Origin of the sequence: Kitasatospora sp. NPDC005856 (assembly GCF_040629945.1) — a bacterium.
GTDB lineage: Bacteria > Actinomycetota > Actinomycetes > Streptomycetales > Streptomycetaceae > Kitasatospora.
The window spans coordinates 31433-49857 of the sequence record NZ_JBEXWT010000057.1 but is presented as its reverse complement, the minus strand read 5'-3'; the positions used below and the strand labels follow the sequence as shown (position 1 = coordinate 49857).

Sequence of the window (18425 nt, the reverse complement as noted above, 5' to 3'; positions counted from 1 at the left end):
CCCGTTTCCGTGTTCTCAGGGCAGTTGCGGCGCCGAGCAGCCGTGGCGCTGGGCGGAGCGGGTGGCGAAGGTGCGCAGGGCGTCCTTCTCCAGGGCCGGGTCGGGTGCGCCGGCCCGGTCACCGTCGAACACCGTGTCCACCGTGAAGAGGGCGGTGGCGCCGCCCGGGCAGGTGGCGGTGGCCCAGGCCAGTCCGTCCTTGCCACCGGCCGGGCCGGTGACCGGGTAGTCGGCCACCGAGGGGAGGACGTCCGCGAACGGCGGGTAGTACGCCCCCAGGCGGAAGCGCGGGGTGTCCTGGCCGGCGTACAGGAAGCAGTCCTCGACCGGGGCGTTCGGGTCCGCGGGCGACTCGTTGGTGAGACCGGGCAGTCCGGCGCAGGTGCCGCTCGCCGCGCCGTCCGGGACCTTGGCGTACCGGGTGTCCGCGGGGACCTCGGTGATCTCCGGTCCGGCGGGCGCGGTGCAGCCCCAGACCCGGGCGGCACCGTCCGCGGCCCGGGCGGCGATCCGGGCGAACCGGGCCCGCTGGGCCGGGTCGCCGAGGAGGTAGTTGCCGTCGGCGGGGATGGTGTGGACGGTGACCAGCAGCTCCTCCTTGCCCCGATCGGGGCAGGCCAGGGCGACCACGGCGGTCGCGCCGGCCCGGCCCTGGAGGTCCAGCACGCCCCGGCGGCCGTGGCCGAGCGGCATCACCATGGTGGTGGCGAGGCTCGGACGGTCCCGGCCGAGCGTGTGCAGTGCCTTGCCGATCCCCTCCGGACCCCGGTCGATCCGGACGTCCAGATAGCCGTTGCCGGGATGTCCGGCGCTGTCCACGGAGCAGGCGGCCAGGCCCTCCGGCGCCTCGGCGTCCTTGCCGCGCACCCGGTCGACCCCGAGCAGGGCCCTGACCTCGGAGGTGTCCACGCTGCCGTGGCAGAGCCCGGCCAGCGAGCGGCCGTCCTGCCAGCGGTCGTACCCGCCGCCCAGGTAGAACACGGCGCCGGCGGCGAGGACCAGCCCGACGGCGGCGGCGACCGGAAGCCGCCACCGCCGACGCGCCCCGCGCGGTTCCGCGGGATCGGGCGTCACTTGTTCTCGCCCCCGCGGCCGAGGGCGGAGGCGGCGTCGCTGCGACCGGTGTTGTAGATCGTCCGCATCTGCTGCTCGTCCCAGTCGACGGCCGGGGCGTCGGGGTTGAGGCCGGCCCGCTGCTGCTGCCACTTCTCGACCATGGCGCTGATCCCCTCGTGTCCGCTGCGGCCGTTGGCGCCGGTAAGGGTGTTCGCCTCGATCTTGCCGGCCGCGGCTGCGTTGATCTCCTCGGTGGCGTTCATCTGCCAGCCCATGATCCCACTGCCGAGCAGGCTCTGGGCCACGTCCGCCACCCCGGGGATCGGGACCAGCTTCAGCGGGGTGCCGATGCCCTGGTACATGCCCTTGGCCCGCCAGGCCGCGACCTTGGTGTCGTCGTCGCGCTGGTCGAGGATCGCGTCGGCCTGGACGGCGTCGTACACGCCGAGGGCGACCGAGGAGTTGGCCATCACGCCCTTCCACTCCTTCTCGCCCACGTTCGGCGGGAGTTCGGCGAGCTGCTGGGCGACGTGCACCATTTCGGCCTGCTGGACGATGTGGTGGGACTCGGGGTCGTCGGCGACGCCGCGCAGGACCCGGATCAGCGAGCCCTTGTCGGTGGCCATCCTGGCCTCCCCGGTGACCGGGTCGACCCAGACGCCGCTGGCGTCCTCGCCCGAGTGGTCCTTCGCGGCGCGGTTGGTGCCGGAGAGGATGTCGTGGGTGTCGGCGGCGTAGTCGGCCAGCGCGTTGGCGATCGGGCGCTGCATGCCGTCCGGGAGTCCTTCGTTCTTGATGCCGCCGTCCAGCATGTTGATGGAGTCGCGCATGACCCGGGCCTGGGCCTCGCTGTGGTGCCGGACGCCGTCCTCCTGGCCCGCCCGGTCGCCGGTGGCGGCGGCCTCGATGGCCAGGCCGAGCGAGTGCTTGTCCTGGACGTACTTGGCCTGGCGGCTGATCTCGTCCGGCCAATGGCGGTCGTCCAGCAGGTACTTGAGGTTGTCGTTGGTTCGCGGATCGCCCGGGTCCAGGAAGCGGGTGGAGGCCACCGGGTTGTGGCTGAGCGACTCCAGGAACCCGGCCACCGGATCGCCGCCACGGCCTTCGGTGAGGTGGTCCCACCTCGGGTCGGTGGACATCGGCACCCAGAGCCCCTGCGGACGCATGTCGGCGTCGCGCTCGAACTTGAGCAGGCTCTCGCCGTAGGAGTTGAGGAAGTCGGTGTCGTACTCGCCGGAGCGCATCAGGCTGCTCATCAGCTGGTAGCCCCGCGGCAGCGGGCCACCGTGGTCGCGCGTCACGAGCTGGGGACCGAGCTTGATCATCTCGTTCTTCCAGTCCTGCATGGACTGGGAGTGGCTCTGGGTGGCGGTGCCCAGGGTCACGCCCAGCGAGGTCTGGAGCTTCTTCATGGCCTCGTTGCGTTCCTTGCTGTACGCACCGAACTTGGTCGGGTCGTTGGCGTCGCGCCAGAAGTCCAGGGTGCCGCGCGGGCCGAGCGTGGTGGCGAACTGCTCGGCGAAGGTCGGGTCGTTCTTGCGCTTCTCCAGCAGGGCGTTGAGCCTGGTCAGTTCCTCGACCGAGAGGTTGCCACCGCCCTTTCCGGCCAGGGTGAGCGCGTCGGCGAGGTCCTTGCGGGCCTCGGTGGCCTCGGTGAGGCTCTTGTAGCCGTTCGCGTTGAACGAGTAGTCGTTCGCGCCGTTCGGGTCCGAGCGCAGTGCCCAGGCGGCGGCCTGGTCCGCGTCGGCGGCCTGCTGGAGCGCCGCTTCGAGGCTGTGGACCAGGTCCTCCACCGCGCGTTTGCGCTGCGGCAGGAACACCGTCTGGTAGTCCGGGTCGTTGTGGGCGGTCTTGTCCTTCAGCAGCGGATGGACGTCGGTGACCTTCCCGGTGCCGTCCACCTGGAGGTGATTGGCCGGGCCGTCCTCGTCGGCGATCTTCTTCAGCCGGGCCTGGGCGGCGGCGAACTGCTGGGCGGCGTCGGCGAGCAGCCCGCTGATGTCGGCGGACTCCTTGCCGGCGGCGTCGATCTGCTCGGCGGCCTTCTGGATCTGCGCGCGGGCCTGGGTGGCGGCCTCGCCCTCCCAGCCGGCGGCCAGCTTGTTGGCGACCTCGTTGGTCAGCCGGTCCTTCAAGCCGGTGTAGCGGGCCTGGAGGGTCTTCCACTCCTCGGCGGCCGCGTGCAGCGCGTCGAACTTGGCGTTGCGGACGATCTCGTAGGTCAGCACGGTGGTGGCCCCCTCAGTTCCCGCCGGACAGGTTCTGCTTGTTGGCGTTCTCGGTCGCCGTGTACTGGTCGGCGGTCTTCCGTAGCCGCTGGGCGAGGTCGTAGAGGAGGTTGCCGAGCGTGGACACCTGGCTGTCCCACCGGATGGAGCGGTTGCGCAGCTCCGGACCGGTCTGCCAACTGGTCAGCGAGGCATAGGCGTTGGTGGTCTTCTCCTGGGCGTTGTCGTCGACGGTGTGGAAGTTGCCCCTGATCTCGTCGACGGTGCCGGCCCGCGCCTTCAGGTCGGCGGGGGTGACGGTCACCTTGCCGCCACCACCGCCCCCGCCCCCGCCGGCGGAGTTGAGTCGCATGCTCGCGTACTTCTTCCGGTCCTCGTCGTCGAACAGACCGTCCCAGGCAGGATTGTCGGCCAAAGCGTCCCCCGTATTGACGTCGTGGTCATGAAGTCTTGGTCAGTGCTTGATCGTTCATTGACCATGACTTGTCAGCCCCGCCGATGGTTCCCGGACCAGCGGACGATCGGGAGCGCAGCGGGCCGCGAACGGCGCCCGGGTGGGCGAGTTCGCGGCCCGCGGGGGAACGGTGCGGTTCCGGGCTCAGGCAGAGGCGGCGTCCAGCAGGGCGGTCTGCTCCGGGGTGAGCTCCAGGGCGGCACCGGCCAGCAGCGGCGGGAGCTGCTCGACGGTGCGTGCGCTGGCGATCGGCGCGGCGACCGTCGGCCGTGCGGCGAGCCAGGCCAGGGCGACGGAGGCGAGCTCCACCTCCAGCTCGGCGGCGACGGTGTCCAGCGCCTCCAGCACCTTGGGGCCGCGCGGCTCGGCCAGGTAGCGGGCGGCGCCCTCGGCGCGGGCGCTGTCCACACCGTCGACGCCCGGACGGTACTTGCCGGTCAGGAAGCCCGAGGCCAGGGCGTAGTACGGGACGGTGGCCAGGCCGTGCTCGGCGACCACGTCGGCCAGCGGGCCCTCGAAGGTGCCGCGCGAGACCAGGTTGTAGTGCGGCTGGACGGCGACGTACTTCGCCAGGCCCTCGCGCTCGGCGAAGGCCAGCGCCTCGGTGAGCCGCTCGGCGGAGATGTTGGAGGCGGCGACCGCCCGGACCTTGCCCTCGCGGACCAGTTCGTCCAGCGCGGTGACGAACTCCTCGACCGGGGTGTCGTCGTCCCGGTGGGTGTAGTAGAGGTCGATCCGCTCGACGCCCAGGCGGCGCAGCGAGTCCTCGGCCGCGGCCTTGACGTTGGCGGCGCCCAGGCCGCTGCGTTCGGCGTGCATGCCGACCTTGGTGGCGATCACGACGTCCTCGCGGTTGCCGCGGCTGCGCAGCCAGTTGCCGAGGACGGTCTCGGACTCGCCGCCGGTGTTGCCCGGGGCCCAGGAGGAGTAGACGTCGGCGGTGTCGACGAAGTTGCCGCCCGCGGCCGCGTAGGCGTCCAGGACGGCGAAGGACTGCTGTTCGTCGGCCGTCCAGCCGAAGACGTTGCCGCCGAGGGAGAGCGGGAAGACGGACAGGTCGGAGGTGCCGAGGCGCACCCGGCTGTGGTTTCCGGTCATGGGGGAAGTCAACCGGATGGCGCGGCCGGTCATTCCGGAACCGCGCGGTGTTCACGGAGCCGTCGCACCGCCGTCGCACGTGGGGGTGGTGTGTTCCGTGCGACGGGGGTCCGGGGTGTGCCCGAGGTGGGCCGATTCGTTAGAGTCCGTGCCATGGCTGACAACGACTACGACTCCGCCGGCAGCACCCAGATGTTCCGGGCGTTCGTCGACGAGAGCCCGGCCCCCCAGGCCCCGGGCAACGTTTCCACCTACAGCAGCGGCAAGAGCGGCAGCCGCACCGGCGTGATCGCGCTGGTCGCCGTCGTCGCGCTGGTCGTCCTGGGCGGCGTGATCTGGCTGGCGGTCAAGTGACCCTCGCGCGGGTGGCCCTCGTCCGGGTCACCCGCGCGACGGGAGAGGAACGCGTCAGCAGGGCTTGCGCCAGGCGTCCAGTTCGAGCTTCTTGCGCATCGAGCTGAAGCCCAGCGACTTGGCCTTGCCGCAGAACCGGTCCGTGTCGAGCTTGTACTCGACGTGGAAGACCGCCTTGCCCGCCTTGACGAAGGGGGCGACCCGGTCGCACTCGTCGAACTGCGCGCACTCCTCGTTGACCGCGAAGTCGAAGTCCGGGAGCAGCGCCGGGATCTGGTCCAGGTCGTTCTTCAGGCCGATGGCCAGGCCGCGTTCGTGGGCGAGCTGCGCCAGCATCCGGTTGTACCTGAGCTGGTCGTCGGCCGTCAGCGGGAAGCCGCTGTTCTGGTTGTAGGCCTCGATGGTGTCCGGCTCGACGGCGTCGAAGCCCTTGCTCCGGCACATGTCGAAGCGGGTGGCCATCAGCGGCCTCAGCTGGTCGAGCTTGCGGATGTCGAACCACTTCTCGCCCTTCCAGCCGGTGTCCGATCCCTGGAGGGACTTGGCGAAGGCGGCGGAGTCGGGGCGGAAGTCCTCCCAGGAGCCGGCGTTGATGTAGCAGATCACCTTGCGGCCCTTGGCGTGCAGCGCGGCCACCACCGAGGCGTCGTTCTCGAAGCCGTCGATGTCGTAGACCGGGACGTCCACCGACTGGTCCACGCCGCCGCCGAGTTGCCACTGCCAGGCCAGGCCGGGGGTGGGCTGCCAGCGGGCGCCGGCCGGCGGCGGTGCCGGGCTGCCCGGCGGGGTGCCGGTGCCCGGCGTCGTGGCGGGCGGCGGGCTGCCGGCCGGGGTGCCCGGGGCCGGCGCGGTGGTGCCGGGGGCGGTGGCGCCGGGGACCGGGGTGCCCGGGGCGGTGGTGGTCGCGTCGGGGGTGCCGGGGGTGCTCGGCGCGGTGGCCGCGGGGGAGTTGCTCGGGGTGCCCTCGGCAGAGTCCTGGTCGTCCTCCGAACCCGAGCTGCTGCACGAGCTGACCAGCAGGGCGGTGGCGGTGGCGAGGGCCAGGGCGGCCGGAAGCAGCCGGTTACGACGGTTCACGGTAGTCGGACTCCGGATCGGGTCAGGTCAGTTCAGCGGCGTTCAGGCCGTACGGCAGGGTGCGCCAGGGGTTCTCCCCGGCTCCCGGTACGGCGCAGCCGACGCCGGCTCGCCGGGCGGCGATCAGGGCGGCGGCGTCCTGGGCGTGTTCGGCGGGGACGTCGTAGACCAGGTGGCAGAAGCGGGAGGCCGCGTGCCGGCCGGTCCACAGCGGCATCGCCATGTCGCGGTAGGCGTCCCAGTCGCCCTCGAAGGTCACCAGCAGGTCGGCCAGGCCGACCTCGGCGTAGCCCGGGTCCGGGTGCTCGCCGTGGCCGAACACCACGGTGCCGCAGCCGGCCGCGCGGGCGGCCGTGGCCAGCCGCCGGTAGTGCGCGAGCGCGCCCGGGTGGGTGGTGACCTGGTCGAGGTAGACGCCGGTGATGCCGTGTCGCTGACGGTACGTCAGGATGTCGGCCACCACGGCCGAGTGCGGGCGGCGGCCGTAGTCGGTGTCGGCGTAGCCGACCAACGGCAGGCCGGCGGAGCGGAGCCGGTCGGCCGCCTCGGAGAAGACGTGGTCCGGGAACTCACCGGGGCCGTCGGCGAGGTTGAGCACGACGGCCGCGATCCGGTCCGGGTCGGCGGCGGCGACCGCCTGCCAGGCCGCCGGGTCCACCGCGGGGTGGACGTACAGCGGCACCAGCAGGCGGCCGTCGGGGGTCTGCCCGGCGGTCATGCGACCACCGGGTCGGACGCGGGCGCGGCGGTGCCGAGCCACAGGTCGCGCAGGGTGTCGGCGAGGTCCGTCTCCGGCAGCCAGCCCAGCTCCCGGGCGGCGGCCGACACGTCGGCCTGCTGCCAGGAGACCGCGGCCGAGCGCTCGGAGCCCGCCCCGCTCTCGTCGATCCGGCCGGTGAAGCCGGCCGCGGCGACCAGCCCGTCGGCGATCTCCCGGACCCGCCGGGCCCGCCCGGAGGCCAGGTTGAGCACCCGGGGGAGCGGACGGTCGGCGGTGACGGCCAGGCCGACGGCCCCGGCCACGTCCCGGGCGTCGACGAAGTCGCGGTAGGCGGAGAGGTCGCCGACCGTGATCACGCCGTCGGCGCCCTCGGGCGCCACCCGGCGCAGTTCGGCGGCCAGCCGTCCGGGCAGCGAGCCCGCCGGGGCGCCGGGGCCGACGGGGTTGAACACCCGCAGCACCACGGCGTCCAGCGGCGAGCCGGCCACCGCGAGGGAGCCGGCCAGCTTGGTCGCGCCGTACACGCCGACCGGACGCGCGTCCGCATCCTCGGCGAGCGACTCGCCCTGCGCGCAGACGCCGTACTCGCCGGCCGAACCGATGTGCACCAGGCGGGACTTCGGGGCGCCGAGGGAGAGCGCCTCGCAGAGCACCGCCGGGCCGCGGGCGTTCACCTCGGCGAGCTTGACCGCGCTGCCGGCCACCGCGCCGGCGAAGTTGACCACCACGTCGGGGGCCAGCGCGGACAGTTCCTCGCCGAGCGGGCCGGCCTGGGCGGTGGCCAGGTCCAGCCGGAGATCGTGGGCGGGCCGCCGGCCCGCGGTCAGCACGGTGGCACCGGGCAGTGACCGCAGGACGGCGGTGGCGTGACGGCCGAGGAAGCCGTCGCCGCCGAGGAGCAGGATTCTCACGCGGCCCGTCCGTCGCTCTTGACGCCCGCGGTGGCGGGCTCGGCGGGCTCGTCGTCCGGGGCGGTGCGGGCGGCCGGGATCGGCAGCTCCGCCACGCTCGGCGTGAGGGGGGTCGACTCGAAGGGCATCAGGACCGGGCGGATGGTGGAGAACTCGGCGTTGGCCCGGTCGTAGTCGTCGGGCCGGCCGATGTCCAGCCAGTAGCCGCCGAACTCGTACGCGGACGGCGGGGTGCCGGCGGCCAGCAGGTCCAGCACCAGCTCGTCGAAGCCCAGCGGCAGGCCGGGGGTGTACTTGGCGAGCGCCGAGCGGGACACGCCGTACACGCCCATCGAGACGCGGTAGTCGATGCTGGGCTTCTCCTGGAAACCGGTGACGCTGCCCTCGGCGGTGGTCAGCACACCGAAGTCGATCTTGACTTGGCGGGCGTAGGTGGCGATGGTCAGCGGGGCGGCGGACGCCTCGTGGTGCTTGAGCACCCCGGCGAAGTCCAGGTCGGTCAGGATGTCGCCGTTCATCACCAGGAAGTGCTCGGGCAGGCGGTCCTGCATGGTGAGCAGCGGGCCCATGGTGCCGAGCGGGCTGTCCTCGACGGCGTAGCCGACCCGCAGGCCCCACTGCGAACCGTTGCCGACGTAGGCGCGGATGATGTGGCCGAGATGGCCGATGGCCAGGGTGACGCTCTGGAAGCCCGCGGCGGCGAGCTGGCGCATCACGATCTCCAGGATCGCGTGCTGGTCGCCGATCGGGACGAGCGGCTTGGGAAGCGCGGTGGTGTACGGGCGGAGACGGACGCCCTTACCGCCGGCCAGGATCACTGCGTGCATGGTGTTTCCCCCACGGAAAGGATGTGCAGGACACGAACCTTGGTTACCAGGACGAGCAAGATCGGTTGCGGCGGATCAGACGTTGTAGATGTCGGTCTTGTAGCGGGCCAGGTTGGCCGGGTCGCGGAAGAACTCGATGGTCTGCTCCAGGCCCTGCTCCAGGCTGAAGTCCGGGGCCCAGCCGGTGGCCTCGCGCAGCCGGGTCGCGTCCGCGACCAGGCGCATGACCTCGGAGTTGGTCGGACGGATGCGCTGCTCGTCCTCCTTCACCACCAGGTCCACGCCCATCAGCTTGCCGACCAGGGTGACCAGGTCGCCGACCGAGATCTCGCCGCCGGTGCCGGCGTTGAAGGTCCGGCCGACCACCGCCTCGGCGGGCGCGGTGCCCACCGTGCGGAAGGCGTTGGCGGTGTCCTTGACGAACATGAAGTCGCGGGTCGGGCGCAGGTCGCCGAGGGTGATCTCGGTCTGGCCGGCCGCGACCTGGGCGATCACCGTGGGGATGACGGCGCGCATCGACTGGCGCGGGCCGTAGGTGTTGAACGGGCGCAGGGTGACGACCGGCGTCTCGAAGCTGGCGTGGTAGCTGTCGGCCAGCCGGTCCCCGCCGGCCTTGGAGGCGGCGTACGGGGACTGGGTGTTGATCGGGTGGTCCTCGGTGATCGGCACGGTCTGCGCGGTGCCGTAGGTCTCGCTGGTGGAGGTGTGCACCAGGCGGGGGACCTCCAGGTGGCGCACGGCCTCCAGCACGTTCAGGGTGCCGGTGACGTTGGTGTCCACGTACGAGTGGGGGGCGCGGTAGGAGTAGGGGATCGCGATCAGGGCGGCCAGGTGGTAGACCGCCTCGGTGCCCTTGACCAGGCCGTTGACCGAGCCCGGGTCCCGGACGTCGCCGAGGACGATCTCGACCGAGTCCAGCACCTCCTCGGACAGGGTCTCCAGCCAGCCGAAGGACGAGAACGAGTTGTACTGGACCATCGCGCGGACGTGGTGCCCGTCGGCGACCAGGGTCTCGACGAGGTGGGAGCCGATGAAGCCCTCGGCTCCGGTAACCGCGACGCTGCTCATGCGGATTTCGCTTTCTCGATCTGCCGGGGCGGCCGGTCGTCCTGCGGAGGCCGGCCGCCGTTGGCCCGGTGGGTGTCTCAGGTGAAACGGGTACGGCGGTGCACGCGAATGGAGGCGTGCGGGATATTCGATGTGTTCAGCGGTGCTGGGTGGTGCGGCCGAGCGCGGGCCCGGCGAGTGCGGTGAGGACGACGGCGGCCGCCCCGCAGCCGATCAGCTGCAGGACGATCGGGTCCGCACCTGCCAGCAGCCCGGCGCTCTCGGCGACCGCGGCGGCCAGACAGACGAGGGCGGTGCTCCAGCTGAACCCGAAGGCGTTCAGCAGCAGCGCCAGCCAGAGCGAGCCGCCGAGGAGCAGCATCGCGCCGAGCTGCGGTACGCCGAGCGCGGGGGCGCCGGGCCACAGCACGGTCGCGGCGGCGTCCAGCGCGGCCACGGTGGTGAGGTAGATGAACAGGCAGCCGAGCAGGATCGCGCCGGTGCGGCGGGAGAACTGGCCGGTGGTGTGGCTGGTGCGCAGCGCGGCGACCGCCAGCGCCCGGTAGCGGAAGAGCAGCCACTCGGCGAGGCCCAGGCTCAGCGTCAGCGCGATCATGGCCGGGCCGGTCGGGGTGGTCGACGTGGCCTGCGCGGGGTGGCCACCGGTCTGCACGGCCTGGTGGATGGTCCCGCCGAGGCCGGCGATCAGCGTGAGCGCGCCGCAGGCCAGGCCGAACAGCAGGTGCGGGACCTCCTGGCGGACCGGCAGCTTCAGCTCGACGGAGTCCCGCTCGCCGCCGCGGACGCAGACCAGCAGCTCCCTGACGGCCAGTCCGACCGCCAGGGCCACCGACGCGAGCAGCACGACCGTACGGACCAGCTGCGGGACGTCCACCGCCAGCACCACGCCCGCGCCGACCGAGGCCGGGGCCAGCGACAGCAGCAGGAACTTCTCCCGCCCGAGCACCAGCAGCACGGTGGCCGCGCCCAGGTAGCAGGACTGCCCGGCGGCGAAGCACAGCGCGCCGAGCGGCCCGCCGACCACGTACGCGGCGGCGGCCGCGACCAGCGCGCCGGCAGGGGCGCCGACAGCCAGGCAGACCGCGGCCTCGCGGCGGCGCCCCCGGCCCAGCCAGCGGTAGGCGCGGTGCGCCAGCGCCTGGTTGAAGCCCCAGCTGACCAGCGTGGCGACGGACAGCGCGAGCATGCCCGAGGGCAGGCCGAAGCGCGTCCGGGTGGTCGCGAACAGGCCGGCGCCGAGCAGGTAGCCGAGCCCCGGCAGGGCGAAGACCAGGCCGCGCACCACGCAGCGCCAGGGGTCGGCCCGCCAGGGGTTGGCGAACTCGGAGCTCGGGCCGGGGTAGCGGCGCTGGACCTTCTCGAACAGCTCCTCGGCGACGGTGAAGGCGTCGGGGCGGCCGTACAGCAGGGCGGCCTGCTCGTCCGAGAGGCCGTCGGACTCCAGGAAGGCCGCGATCTCGTACGGGTGGACGGCGTCGGCGCAGACGTCGCGCAGGCGCTCGGCGAGTTCGTCCAGCGGGTCCGCGGAGAGGTAGAGCGAGTCCTCGGGATCCGGCTCCGGCGGGGCGGGACGACGGCGCTTGAGCGGCAGGGTGCGCAGCTGCACGGTGTGCTCGGACCCGGCTTCGTCCGGCACCAGCCGCAAGGGACCGCTCACGCTCCGACCTCGCTCGGCTCGGGGCGGGCGGCGGCCAGCTGCTGGTCCCAGTCGGGGCTGGGGACCTGGTCGGTGACGGCGACCACGCCGCCGGGCATCCAGCGGGCGGTGCCCAGGAGTTCGGTGTAGATCCCGCGGAAGCCGTCGATGTTCTGGCGGAGGGTGAACTGCTCGATCACCCGCAGCCGGGCGCCCTCGCCGAGCCGGGCGCGCCGTTCGGCGTCGCGCAGTAGCTCGATCGCGGCGGCCGCCATCGGCTCGGGCTCGCGCGGCGGGACGACCAGTCCGGTGTCGCCGACGGCCTCGCGCACGCCGCCGACGTCGGTGGAGACGGTCGCGCGGCCGCAGGACATCGCTTCGATCAGGGTGAACGGGAAGCCCTCGCTGATGCTGGAGAGCATGACCACGTTGCCCGCCGCGTACGCGTCGGTGATGTCGGCGACGCGGCCCTCGAAGGCCACCGACTCGGCTATGCCGAGCTCGGCGGCCAGGGCTATGCAGCGGTCCCGGTACGCCTCGCCGCCCTTGGGAGTGCCGCCGAAGAGCCGCAGCCGCGCCTCGGGGATCTCCTGCTGGACGATGGCGAAGGCCCGGATCAGCGTCTCCAGGTCCTTGATCGGGTCGACCCGGCCGGCCCAGCTGAGGGTCGGAGTCTCGGGTTCGGGGCCGGCCGGCGGGAACGCGGCCGGGTCCACCCCGTTGTAGACGGTGCGGATGTGCGAGGACGGCGTGCCGCCGCGCTCCTCCCAGCGCCGGTTGTACCGGTTGCCGGGGGTGACCAGCGCGGCCTGCCGGTAGCTCTCCTCGGCGAGCATCCGGTAGAAGCCGAGCAGCAGTGCCTTGACCGGCCAGCGGTACGGGCCGGTGCGGTAGCCGAGGTAGCGCTCGCGCAGGTAGATGCCGTGTTCGGTGAGCAGAAACGGTACGCCGTACTGCTGGGCGGCGATCAGCCCGGGCAGGGTGGCGAGCCCGCCGCTGGCCGCGTGCGCGACGCCGTCCTTCGGCGGCTCGACCGAGAGCGGCCGAAGGGCGTGCTCCAGCAGGTCGGTGGCGTTCAGGGCGTCGTGCAGGGTGGGCCGGGAGACGGCGGTCGGCAGGTAGTCGCGGGTCCAGACGTGCTGGAGGGTGCGCAGCGCGCGCTCGCTGCGCAGCGCCGGGCTGAGCAGCCCGCGCCGGGCGAGGTCGGCGAAGTTGTACAGCTCGGTGCCGAAGTGGGTGGTGTAGACGGGATCGAGGACGGAGTGCAGGAAGCGCTCGTACGCGTTGAGGAAGCGCCGCATCTCCTTGCCGCGGGGCGGCCGGCCTTCCGAGGCCGGCCCCCACAGCGGTGCGGTGGTGACCGACCGCACGTTGGCGGGCAGCTCCCAGGCCAGTGGTTCGTGCCCGGTTCCGGTGACGGCGATGACGTCGAACTCGACGTCCGGCATGCCCTGAACGAGCTGGTCGCACCAGACGCTCACGCCGCCGTGCTGGTGCGGATACGTCCCCTCGGTGAGCAGGGTGACGCGCATTCCTGTCCCCCCTCCTGTTCTTGCGTCGGTTCCGGCCTGGATGGCCGGAACGGGAGCCGTGGCGGGGCCGGGCCGGGTGCCGGCCCGGCCCCGCCGACGGCGGGTGGTACCGGTTACCGGTTGCCGGAGCGTCCGGTGGTGCTGCTCGGCGTGGCCGTCCCCCCAGACGACTTGCCGTTCTTCGTCGCAGCGGTGTCGCCGTGGTGGCCGTTGCCGCCCTGACCGATGGTGCCAGCGACGACGTCCTTGCCCGGCACCGGGGTTCCGCTACCCGGGACCAGGGACGGAGCGGGCTTGCGCGTGGTGTCGCTCGGGCCCACCGGGACGGGGGTGGCGACGCCCTGGGGCACGACCTTCTTGTCCGTCGGCACCGGGGCCGGGACGGACTTGGCCGCGACGCTCGGCGCGACGGCGGCCGGGGCGGCCGGCGCGGACGACAGCTGCAGGGTGACGCTGCTCTGCAGCGCGCCCGGGGACACCCAACCCGAGAGCGTACCGGCGTAGGACGAACCGAAGCCGCCCGTTCCGATGGCGAGCTTCTGAGCAGTTCCGGTCGGCATGGTGGCCTGGACCTGAACGCCGGCCGGCGCGTTCACGGTGACGGTGTTGCCGACCCGGTAGGCGGTGACCTGACCGGCGGCGAGCGCGTTGTTCCAGGCCGCGCGGCGCTGGAACTCCTGGCCGATCTCGCGCTGGCTCAGGTTCACGATCGGGGCGCTGTCCGCGTGCAGCGAGCGGTAGGTGCCGAGGATCTTCTCCAGCACCGGGTACAGGATGCGGTCCTCGGACAGGTTCGACTGGTGCACGAAGTGCGGCCGCGGGTCGTTGTTCAGCACGTGGCCGAGGTCGATCCGGGCCTCCAGCGGCACGATGTACGACTGGTAGCCGGTGTTGACGTCCAGCGGCTGCGACAGGCAGGTCGAGTTGGCGTTGTTCTCGCAGACGCCGCTGCCGCCGTTGGCCTTGCTGGTGTAGATCCAGTTGTACTCGTCGGTCTCCTCCTTCGCCGTGGCGGCGTTGTAGAAGACGTTCATCGGGTACCGCGGCACGGTCAGCGTGGACGTGCCGACGGCCCGCTGGCCGGCCTCGCGGGAGGCGTCGCTCGCGGTGAACTTGATGCCGTTGGCGGCCAGCACCGGCGCCAGGTTCGGGTTGTCGCTGGTCTCCTGCGGGGCGGTCAGCAGTCCGGAGTGCTCACCGGTGACCAGGGTCTGCGGGTCGAACTGGAGGCCGCGCGCGGTGGCCCAGTCGGCGTTGTTCCTGATCTGGGTGTTGATGGTGTTCTGGTCGACCCAGACCGTGCCGCCCGCGGTGTTCTTGGAGCAGACCCACGGCACCACGGTGACGTTCTGGACGCAGCCCAGGTACGGGTGGGTGTAGGTGTGGTTGACCCACCGGTAGCTGCTCTGGTCGGCGATCATCCGGTCCACCGTGGGGTCGGCGGTGGTCTCGTGATCGGCCTTCCAGTCCTCGCTGCCGCCACCGTTGAACACCATGTCCAGGGTGAAGTTGTTGGCGGCCTGCCACTGCTTGAGGTGGTCGGCGTCGTCGACCGTCATCCGGATCGGGTTGGCGGTCTCCGGGGTGCCGGGCGGGCAGGTGACGTCGCCGGGGGTGCACTTGAGCGTGGTGTCCCAGCGGTCGTCGGCCAGGAAGACGTCGTCCACGTGGGTGGCGAAGTAGTTGCGGTCGTAGCCGAGGTGGACGCCCTGGGTGAGCCAGTCGACCATGCCGCGGGCGAGCAGCCGGTACTGCTGCTGGTACTGGTTGTAGACGAACGTGACGACCAGTTCCTTGCGGCCGTCGTGGGTGTACTCGCCGACCAGCGAACCGCGGGCGGTCGTGTTGGGTATCGGCGCGTCGACCAGAGGGACGAACGAGGCGCCGGCCGGCAGGCTGGCGAGCGGAGTGGCCAGGTAGCCGTAGCTCTCGCTGACGGTCGCGTCGTTGTCCTCGAACGGGACGCTGCCCTTGAGGTACCCGAACGGGCCCGAAGTTCCGGCCGCGGTGGTGGCGCCCTGGAATCCGTCGAGAGTGCCGACGAATCCGGGATTCTGCGCGTAGTTCAGACCCACTGCCGGGTTGGCCCACGTGTACGCGTCGATCTGGCGGACGCTGAATGCGGCTTCGTAGCTCGCGATCGCCGTCATCTCGGCGGCGCTGTTGGGGAAGGGGTTTTCATTGGGCAGCACGATGCCCTGGAACTTCCCCCGGGGCAGACCGTTCACCGTGTCGCTCAGGAAAGCCGAGTTGATGACGGGACGGTTGGGGTCATTGAGGCTGACGACCTTGTAGGGCGTGCCCTGGCTCTTCAGCTCGGCGGTGATGGCGGCGACGGACGGGCCGCCGTCGTCGACGACCAGGATGGTGAGGTCGATCCTGGGCGGCGTGGTCTCGCCGTGGGCCAGGGTGGTCTGCAAGCCGCTGGCCAGCAGGACTGCCGCCGCGCACGCGGCGACTCTTCGGGTCGCTCGACCCATGGTGATCCTCCCCTTGGGGCAGGCGAGGCGCTCCTCGACGCTCGCCCGCCCGTGTAGCTGTTCGCGGGCAGCAGGCTGCCCGGGCCCATCCTGGTCGAGGGACGGCGGTGCGAGGGACCAATTGGGCGAGAGTGCAGCGAACCTGTTACCAACGTTCATGGCGATGCCATGAAGGCGCTGATTGTGACCGGAACCGTGCCGGAGACGCAAATAATGAATTGAAAATGAAAAACCGGAAGCTGACTGCTACACGTGGTTACCGAGGGTGTGCTCAGTGGGGTGGACGGGGCACCTGCACTGTCGGCGTTGCGCATGACACTCTTGCACATCCCGCCGCCCGGTTGGGCAGGTTCATGCAATATCGGGCAGCGCTGTGCCATGTGACAGTCCGAATATGCAATGGAGGCGCTCGCGTGGTGGATCAGCATACCGAGTCGGCGGGATTCCCGGGCGTACGGAATGCGTCACCGGAGGGCGGTGGAACGCCGCTGGTCGGACGCGGTCACGGTTTGCGCGGCGCGCCGAATGCCCGGGATCCGGGCGGGTTTCGCACGGCTGGGCGGTGGATTCCGCGGTGCGGGGTGGCGTCGTGCGGAGGTGGCCTGAAACAGCGTCACCGCCGAGGGCCTCGGCCGCTCGACGGTGCGTGACATCTCATCATCTGATACTGGGGAAAGCGGACTTCCGCACACTTCCGCACACTTCCGCGCTCTTCCGCGACCTTCAGCGACCTTCCGCCGGTCCGCGATGCCGGTCCGCGATGCGGGTTCGCAGGGTGCCGGGCGTCCCGGGGGCCGAGTGGAGCCCGGCCCCCGCCGGCCGGCTCAGCCCTCGTTGATCAGTCCCTCGCGCAGCTGGGTGAGCGTGCGGGTGAGCAGCCGGGAGACGTGCATCTGGGAGATCCCGATCTCCTCGCCGATCTGCGACTGCGTCAGGTTGCCGAAGAACCGCAGCATGATGATCCGGCGCTCGCGCGGCGGCAGCTTGGCCAGCAGCGGCTTGAGCGACTCCCGGTACTCGACACCCTCCAGCGCGAGGTCCTCGTAGCCGAGCCGGTCGGCCAGCGGTCCGTCGCTGTCCTCCTCGCCGGTGCTGGAGTCGAGCGAGCTGGCGGTGTACGCGTTGCCGACCGCGAGGCCCTCGACCACGTCCTCCTCGCTGACCCCCAGGCAGGCCGCCAGCTCGGCGACGGTGGGGGAGCGGTCCAGCCGCTGGGAGAGGTCGTCGCCGGCCTTGGTGAGCGCCAGCCGCAGCTCCTGGAGGCGCCGCGGCACCCGGACCGACCAGCTGGTGTCCCGGAAGAAGCGCTTGATCTCGCCCACCACGGTGGGCATCGCGAAGGTGGGGAACTCCACCCCGCGCTCCGGGTCGAACCGGTCGATCGCCTTGATCAGGCCGATGGTGCCGACCTGGACGATGTCCTCCATCGGCTCGTTGCGGCTGCGGAAGCGCGCCGAGGCGTACCGGACCAGCGGCAGGTTGAGCTCGATCAGGGTGTCGCGGACGTAGGTGTGCTCGGCGCTGCCCGGGTCCAGCGCGGCCAGCCGCAGGAACAGCGAGCGGGAGAGCGTCCGGGTGTCCAGCCCGGAGCCGGGCGGCGTGTCCGGTCCCGCGGCGGGGCCGGGCGGCTGGACCGGTTCGACCCGCTGTCGCGGGACCAGGTCCTCGGCGACGGCCGTGCCGTTGGCCCGGCCGGCGTGGATCTCCGCAGTGCCCAGCTCTCCGGACATGCACCCACCCCCTTGTGACTGTCGGTTGAACGGGGGCCGTCGCGCGGTGGTTCCCGGGCGAGGGCCTTCCCCCTCCATACCGGAACACGGTCCACGGCAAACCCGAACGTCGCAAGATGTCACGCCCGGGTAACTGGCTGCAATCTCACTCTTCCCAGGAGTTGCCGGTCCGAAGCCTGGTCAGGATCCGGGAGAGCAGCCGGGAGACGTGCATCTGGGACATCCCCAGCTCGGTGCTGATCTGGGACTGGGTCAGGTTGGCGAAGAACCGCAGCATCACGATCCGCCGCTCCCGCTCGGGGAGCTGGACCAGCAGGTGGCGGACCATGTCCCGGTGCTCGACCTCGGCCAGGGCGGAGTCCTCGTAGCCGAGCCGGTCGAGCAGGGCGAGCCCGCCCTCGTGCTCCTGCGCGGCCTCCAGGGAGGCGGCGTTGTAGGCCCGCCCGGCGTCCAGGCAGGCCCGCACGTCCTCCTCGGGGATCCGCAGGCTGGCGGCGATCTCCGGCACCTTGGGCACCCGTCCGTGCAGCACCGTCAGCTCCTCCATCGCGCCGCTGACCTGGACCCACAGCTCCTGGAGCCGGCGCGGGACGTGCATGGTGCGGACGTTGTCCCGGAAGTAGCGCTTGATCTCGCCCAGGATCGTCGGCAGCGCGTAGGTGGGGAACTGGACCCCGCGGCCGGGGTCGAAGCGGTCGATCGCGTTGATCAGGCCGATGGTGCCGACCTGGACGACGTCCTCCATCGGCTCGCTGCGGCTGCGGAAGCGGGTGGCCGCGTAGCGGACCAGCGGGATGTTGACCTCGATCAGGGCGGCCCGCACCCGCTCCCGCTCGGGGGCGTCCGGGGGCAGTTCGGCGAGCCGCTCGAACAGCACCCGGGTCAGCGTCCGGACGTCCACGGCGGGGCGGCCGCCGGGGCCGCGCAGCCGGTCCGGGCGGAGCTCGCCGGCCGGGCTGGTGATCGCAGCCAGCACTTCGTCCACCGACACCTCACCCCTCCCAAAGTCGTCAACGGCGGGCCCTGCGGATCGGGTGTCGCGGCTGGCTCGGTACCTCGCCATGTCCGGCAAAACCGGTCATAGCATCACAAGGTGGGCACAGGTCGGGCAAGCACCCGGCGGAGGTGTGTTGGTGGGCTGTTCAACCTTTCCCGGGTCGGCCGGCGAAGCGCCGCAAGGGTCGTTCCGGGACGGAGCGAAGCGCCCCGCCCGGTGGCCGGGCGGGGCGCCGCGGTCCGTCCGGGGGAAGGGC

General features: G+C 72.0%; 14 protein-coding genes and 1 pseudogene. 1 reads left to right on the top strand and 14 read right to left on the bottom strand.

Annotated elements, in window-relative coordinates; all coding sequences use genetic code 11:
• Positions 1 to 15: 15 nt before the first annotated feature.
• From ABZ449_RS28330 to ABZ449_RS28315, 4 genes are all read right to left on the bottom strand, one after another.
• The gene (locus ABZ449_RS28330) at positions 16 to 1074 is read right to left on the bottom strand and encodes a hypothetical protein (protein ID WP_360351594.1); all 1059 of its coding nucleotides are present in this window, start codon (positions 1072 to 1074) and stop codon (positions 16 to 18) included.
• Positions 1071 to 3284: a hypothetical protein gene (locus ABZ449_RS28325; RefSeq protein ID WP_360351591.1), complete on the bottom strand. Its 2214-nt coding sequence runs from the start codon at positions 3282 to 3284 to the stop codon at positions 1071 to 1073. Before ABZ449_RS28325 ends, ABZ449_RS28330 begins: the two co-directional genes overlap by 4 nt.
• A gap of 13 nt (positions 3285 to 3297) precedes the next feature.
• A complete protein-coding gene (locus tag ABZ449_RS28320; protein WP_360351589.1) occupies positions 3298 to 3699 on the bottom strand; it encodes a type VII secretion target in 402 nt (133 codons plus the stop codon).
• A 183-nt stretch (positions 3700 to 3882) separates the two neighbouring features.
• A complete protein-coding gene (locus tag ABZ449_RS28315) occupies positions 3883 to 4836 on the bottom strand; it encodes an aldo/keto reductase (RefSeq protein WP_360351586.1) in 954 nt (317 codons plus the stop codon).
• A 153-nt stretch (positions 4837 to 4989) separates the two neighbouring features.
• Between ABZ449_RS28315 and ABZ449_RS28310 the strand changes: the two genes are divergently transcribed.
• A complete protein-coding gene (locus tag ABZ449_RS28310) occupies positions 4990 to 5190 on the top strand; it encodes a hypothetical protein (protein WP_360351583.1) in 201 nt (66 codons plus the stop codon).
• Between the two features lie 54 nt (positions 5191 to 5244).
• On the opposite strand, the gene ABZ449_RS28305 is transcribed toward ABZ449_RS28310, so the two are convergent.
• The 10 genes and pseudogenes from ABZ449_RS28305 to ABZ449_RS28260 all read right to left on the bottom strand — a co-directional run bounded on the left by ABZ449_RS28305 (position 5245) and on the right by ABZ449_RS28260 (position 18100).
• Entirely contained in the window at positions 5245 to 6267 is a 1023-nt protein-coding gene (locus ABZ449_RS28305) for an endo alpha-1,4 polygalactosaminidase (RefSeq protein ID WP_360351580.1), read from the bottom strand.
• 22 nt (positions 6268 to 6289) lie between these two features.
• On the bottom strand, positions 6290 to 6985 hold the full coding sequence (locus tag ABZ449_RS28300; RefSeq protein ID WP_360351578.1) for a spherulation-specific family 4 protein: 696 nt from the start codon (positions 6983 to 6985) through the stop codon (positions 6290 to 6292).
• Positions 6982 to 7899, bottom strand: a complete 918-nt coding sequence (locus ABZ449_RS28295; RefSeq protein WP_360351575.1) for an NAD(P)-dependent oxidoreductase — start codon at positions 7897 to 7899, stop codon at positions 6982 to 6984. The genes ABZ449_RS28300 and ABZ449_RS28295 overlap by 4 nt, the downstream gene beginning before the upstream one ends.
• A 125-nt stretch (positions 7900 to 8024) precedes the next feature.
• A pseudogene (locus ABZ449_RS28290) lies at positions 8025 to 8726 on the bottom strand (sugar phosphate nucleotidyltransferase); the annotation flags it as partial.
• Between the two features lie 75 nt (positions 8727 to 8801).
• The gene (locus tag ABZ449_RS28285; protein ID WP_360351572.1) at positions 8802 to 9794 is read right to left on the bottom strand and encodes an SDR family NAD(P)-dependent oxidoreductase; all 993 of its coding nucleotides are present in this window, start codon (positions 9792 to 9794) and stop codon (positions 8802 to 8804) included.
• 136 nt (positions 9795 to 9930) lie between these two features.
• Positions 9931 to 11451, bottom strand: a complete 1521-nt coding sequence (locus ABZ449_RS28280) for a hypothetical protein (RefSeq protein WP_360351569.1) — start codon at positions 11449 to 11451, stop codon at positions 9931 to 9933.
• Positions 11448 to 12962, bottom strand: a complete 1515-nt coding sequence (gene pelF / locus ABZ449_RS28275) for a GT4 family glycosyltransferase PelF (RefSeq protein WP_360351567.1) — start codon at positions 12960 to 12962, stop codon at positions 11448 to 11450. The genes ABZ449_RS28280 and pelF overlap by 4 nt, the downstream gene beginning before the upstream one ends.
• Positions 12963 to 13075: 113 nt before the next feature.
• Positions 13076 to 15442, bottom strand: coding sequence for a hypothetical protein (locus ABZ449_RS28270; RefSeq protein WP_360351564.1), 2367 nt, complete (start codon positions 15440 to 15442; stop codon positions 13076 to 13078).
• 824 nt (positions 15443 to 16266) lie between these two features.
• A complete protein-coding gene (locus tag ABZ449_RS28265) occupies positions 16267 to 17172 on the bottom strand; it encodes an RNA polymerase sigma factor SigF (protein ID WP_360351561.1) in 906 nt (301 codons plus the stop codon).
• Positions 17173 to 17317: 145 nt separating this feature from the next.
• On the bottom strand, positions 17318 to 18100 hold the full coding sequence (locus ABZ449_RS28260; RefSeq protein WP_049650155.1) for an RNA polymerase sigma factor SigF: 783 nt from the start codon (positions 18098 to 18100) through the stop codon (positions 17318 to 17320).
• Between the last annotated feature and the right edge of the window lie 325 nt (positions 18101 to 18425).

Excerpts from the sequence above, each read along its gene's own strand:
- ABZ449_RS28315 (WP_360351586.1), bottom strand. The coding sequence starts at position 4,836 with ATGACCGGAAACCACAGCCGGGTGCGCCTCGGCACCTCCGACCTGTCC.
- ABZ449_RS28310 (WP_360351583.1), top strand. The coding sequence starts at position 4,990 with ATGGCTGACAACGACTACGACTCCGCCGGCAGCACCCAGATGTTCCGG.
- ABZ449_RS28285 (WP_360351572.1), bottom strand. The coding sequence starts at position 9,794 with ATGAGCAGCGTCGCGGTTACCGGAGCCGAGGGCTTCATCGGCTCCCAC.
- ABZ449_RS28265 (WP_360351561.1), bottom strand. The coding sequence starts at position 17,172 with ATGTCCGGAGAGCTGGGCACTGCGGAGATCCACGCCGGCCGGGCCAAC.
- pelF (WP_360351567.1), bottom strand. The coding sequence starts at position 12,962 with ATGCGCGTCACCCTGCTCACCGAGGGGACGTATCCGCACCAGCACGGC.
- ABZ449_RS28270 (WP_360351564.1), bottom strand. The coding sequence starts at position 15,442 with ATGGGTCGAGCGACCCGAAGAGTCGCCGCGTGCGCGGCGGCAGTCCTG.
- ABZ449_RS28300 (WP_360351578.1), bottom strand. The coding sequence starts at position 6,985 with ATGACCGCCGGGCAGACCCCCGACGGCCGCCTGCTGGTGCCGCTGTAC.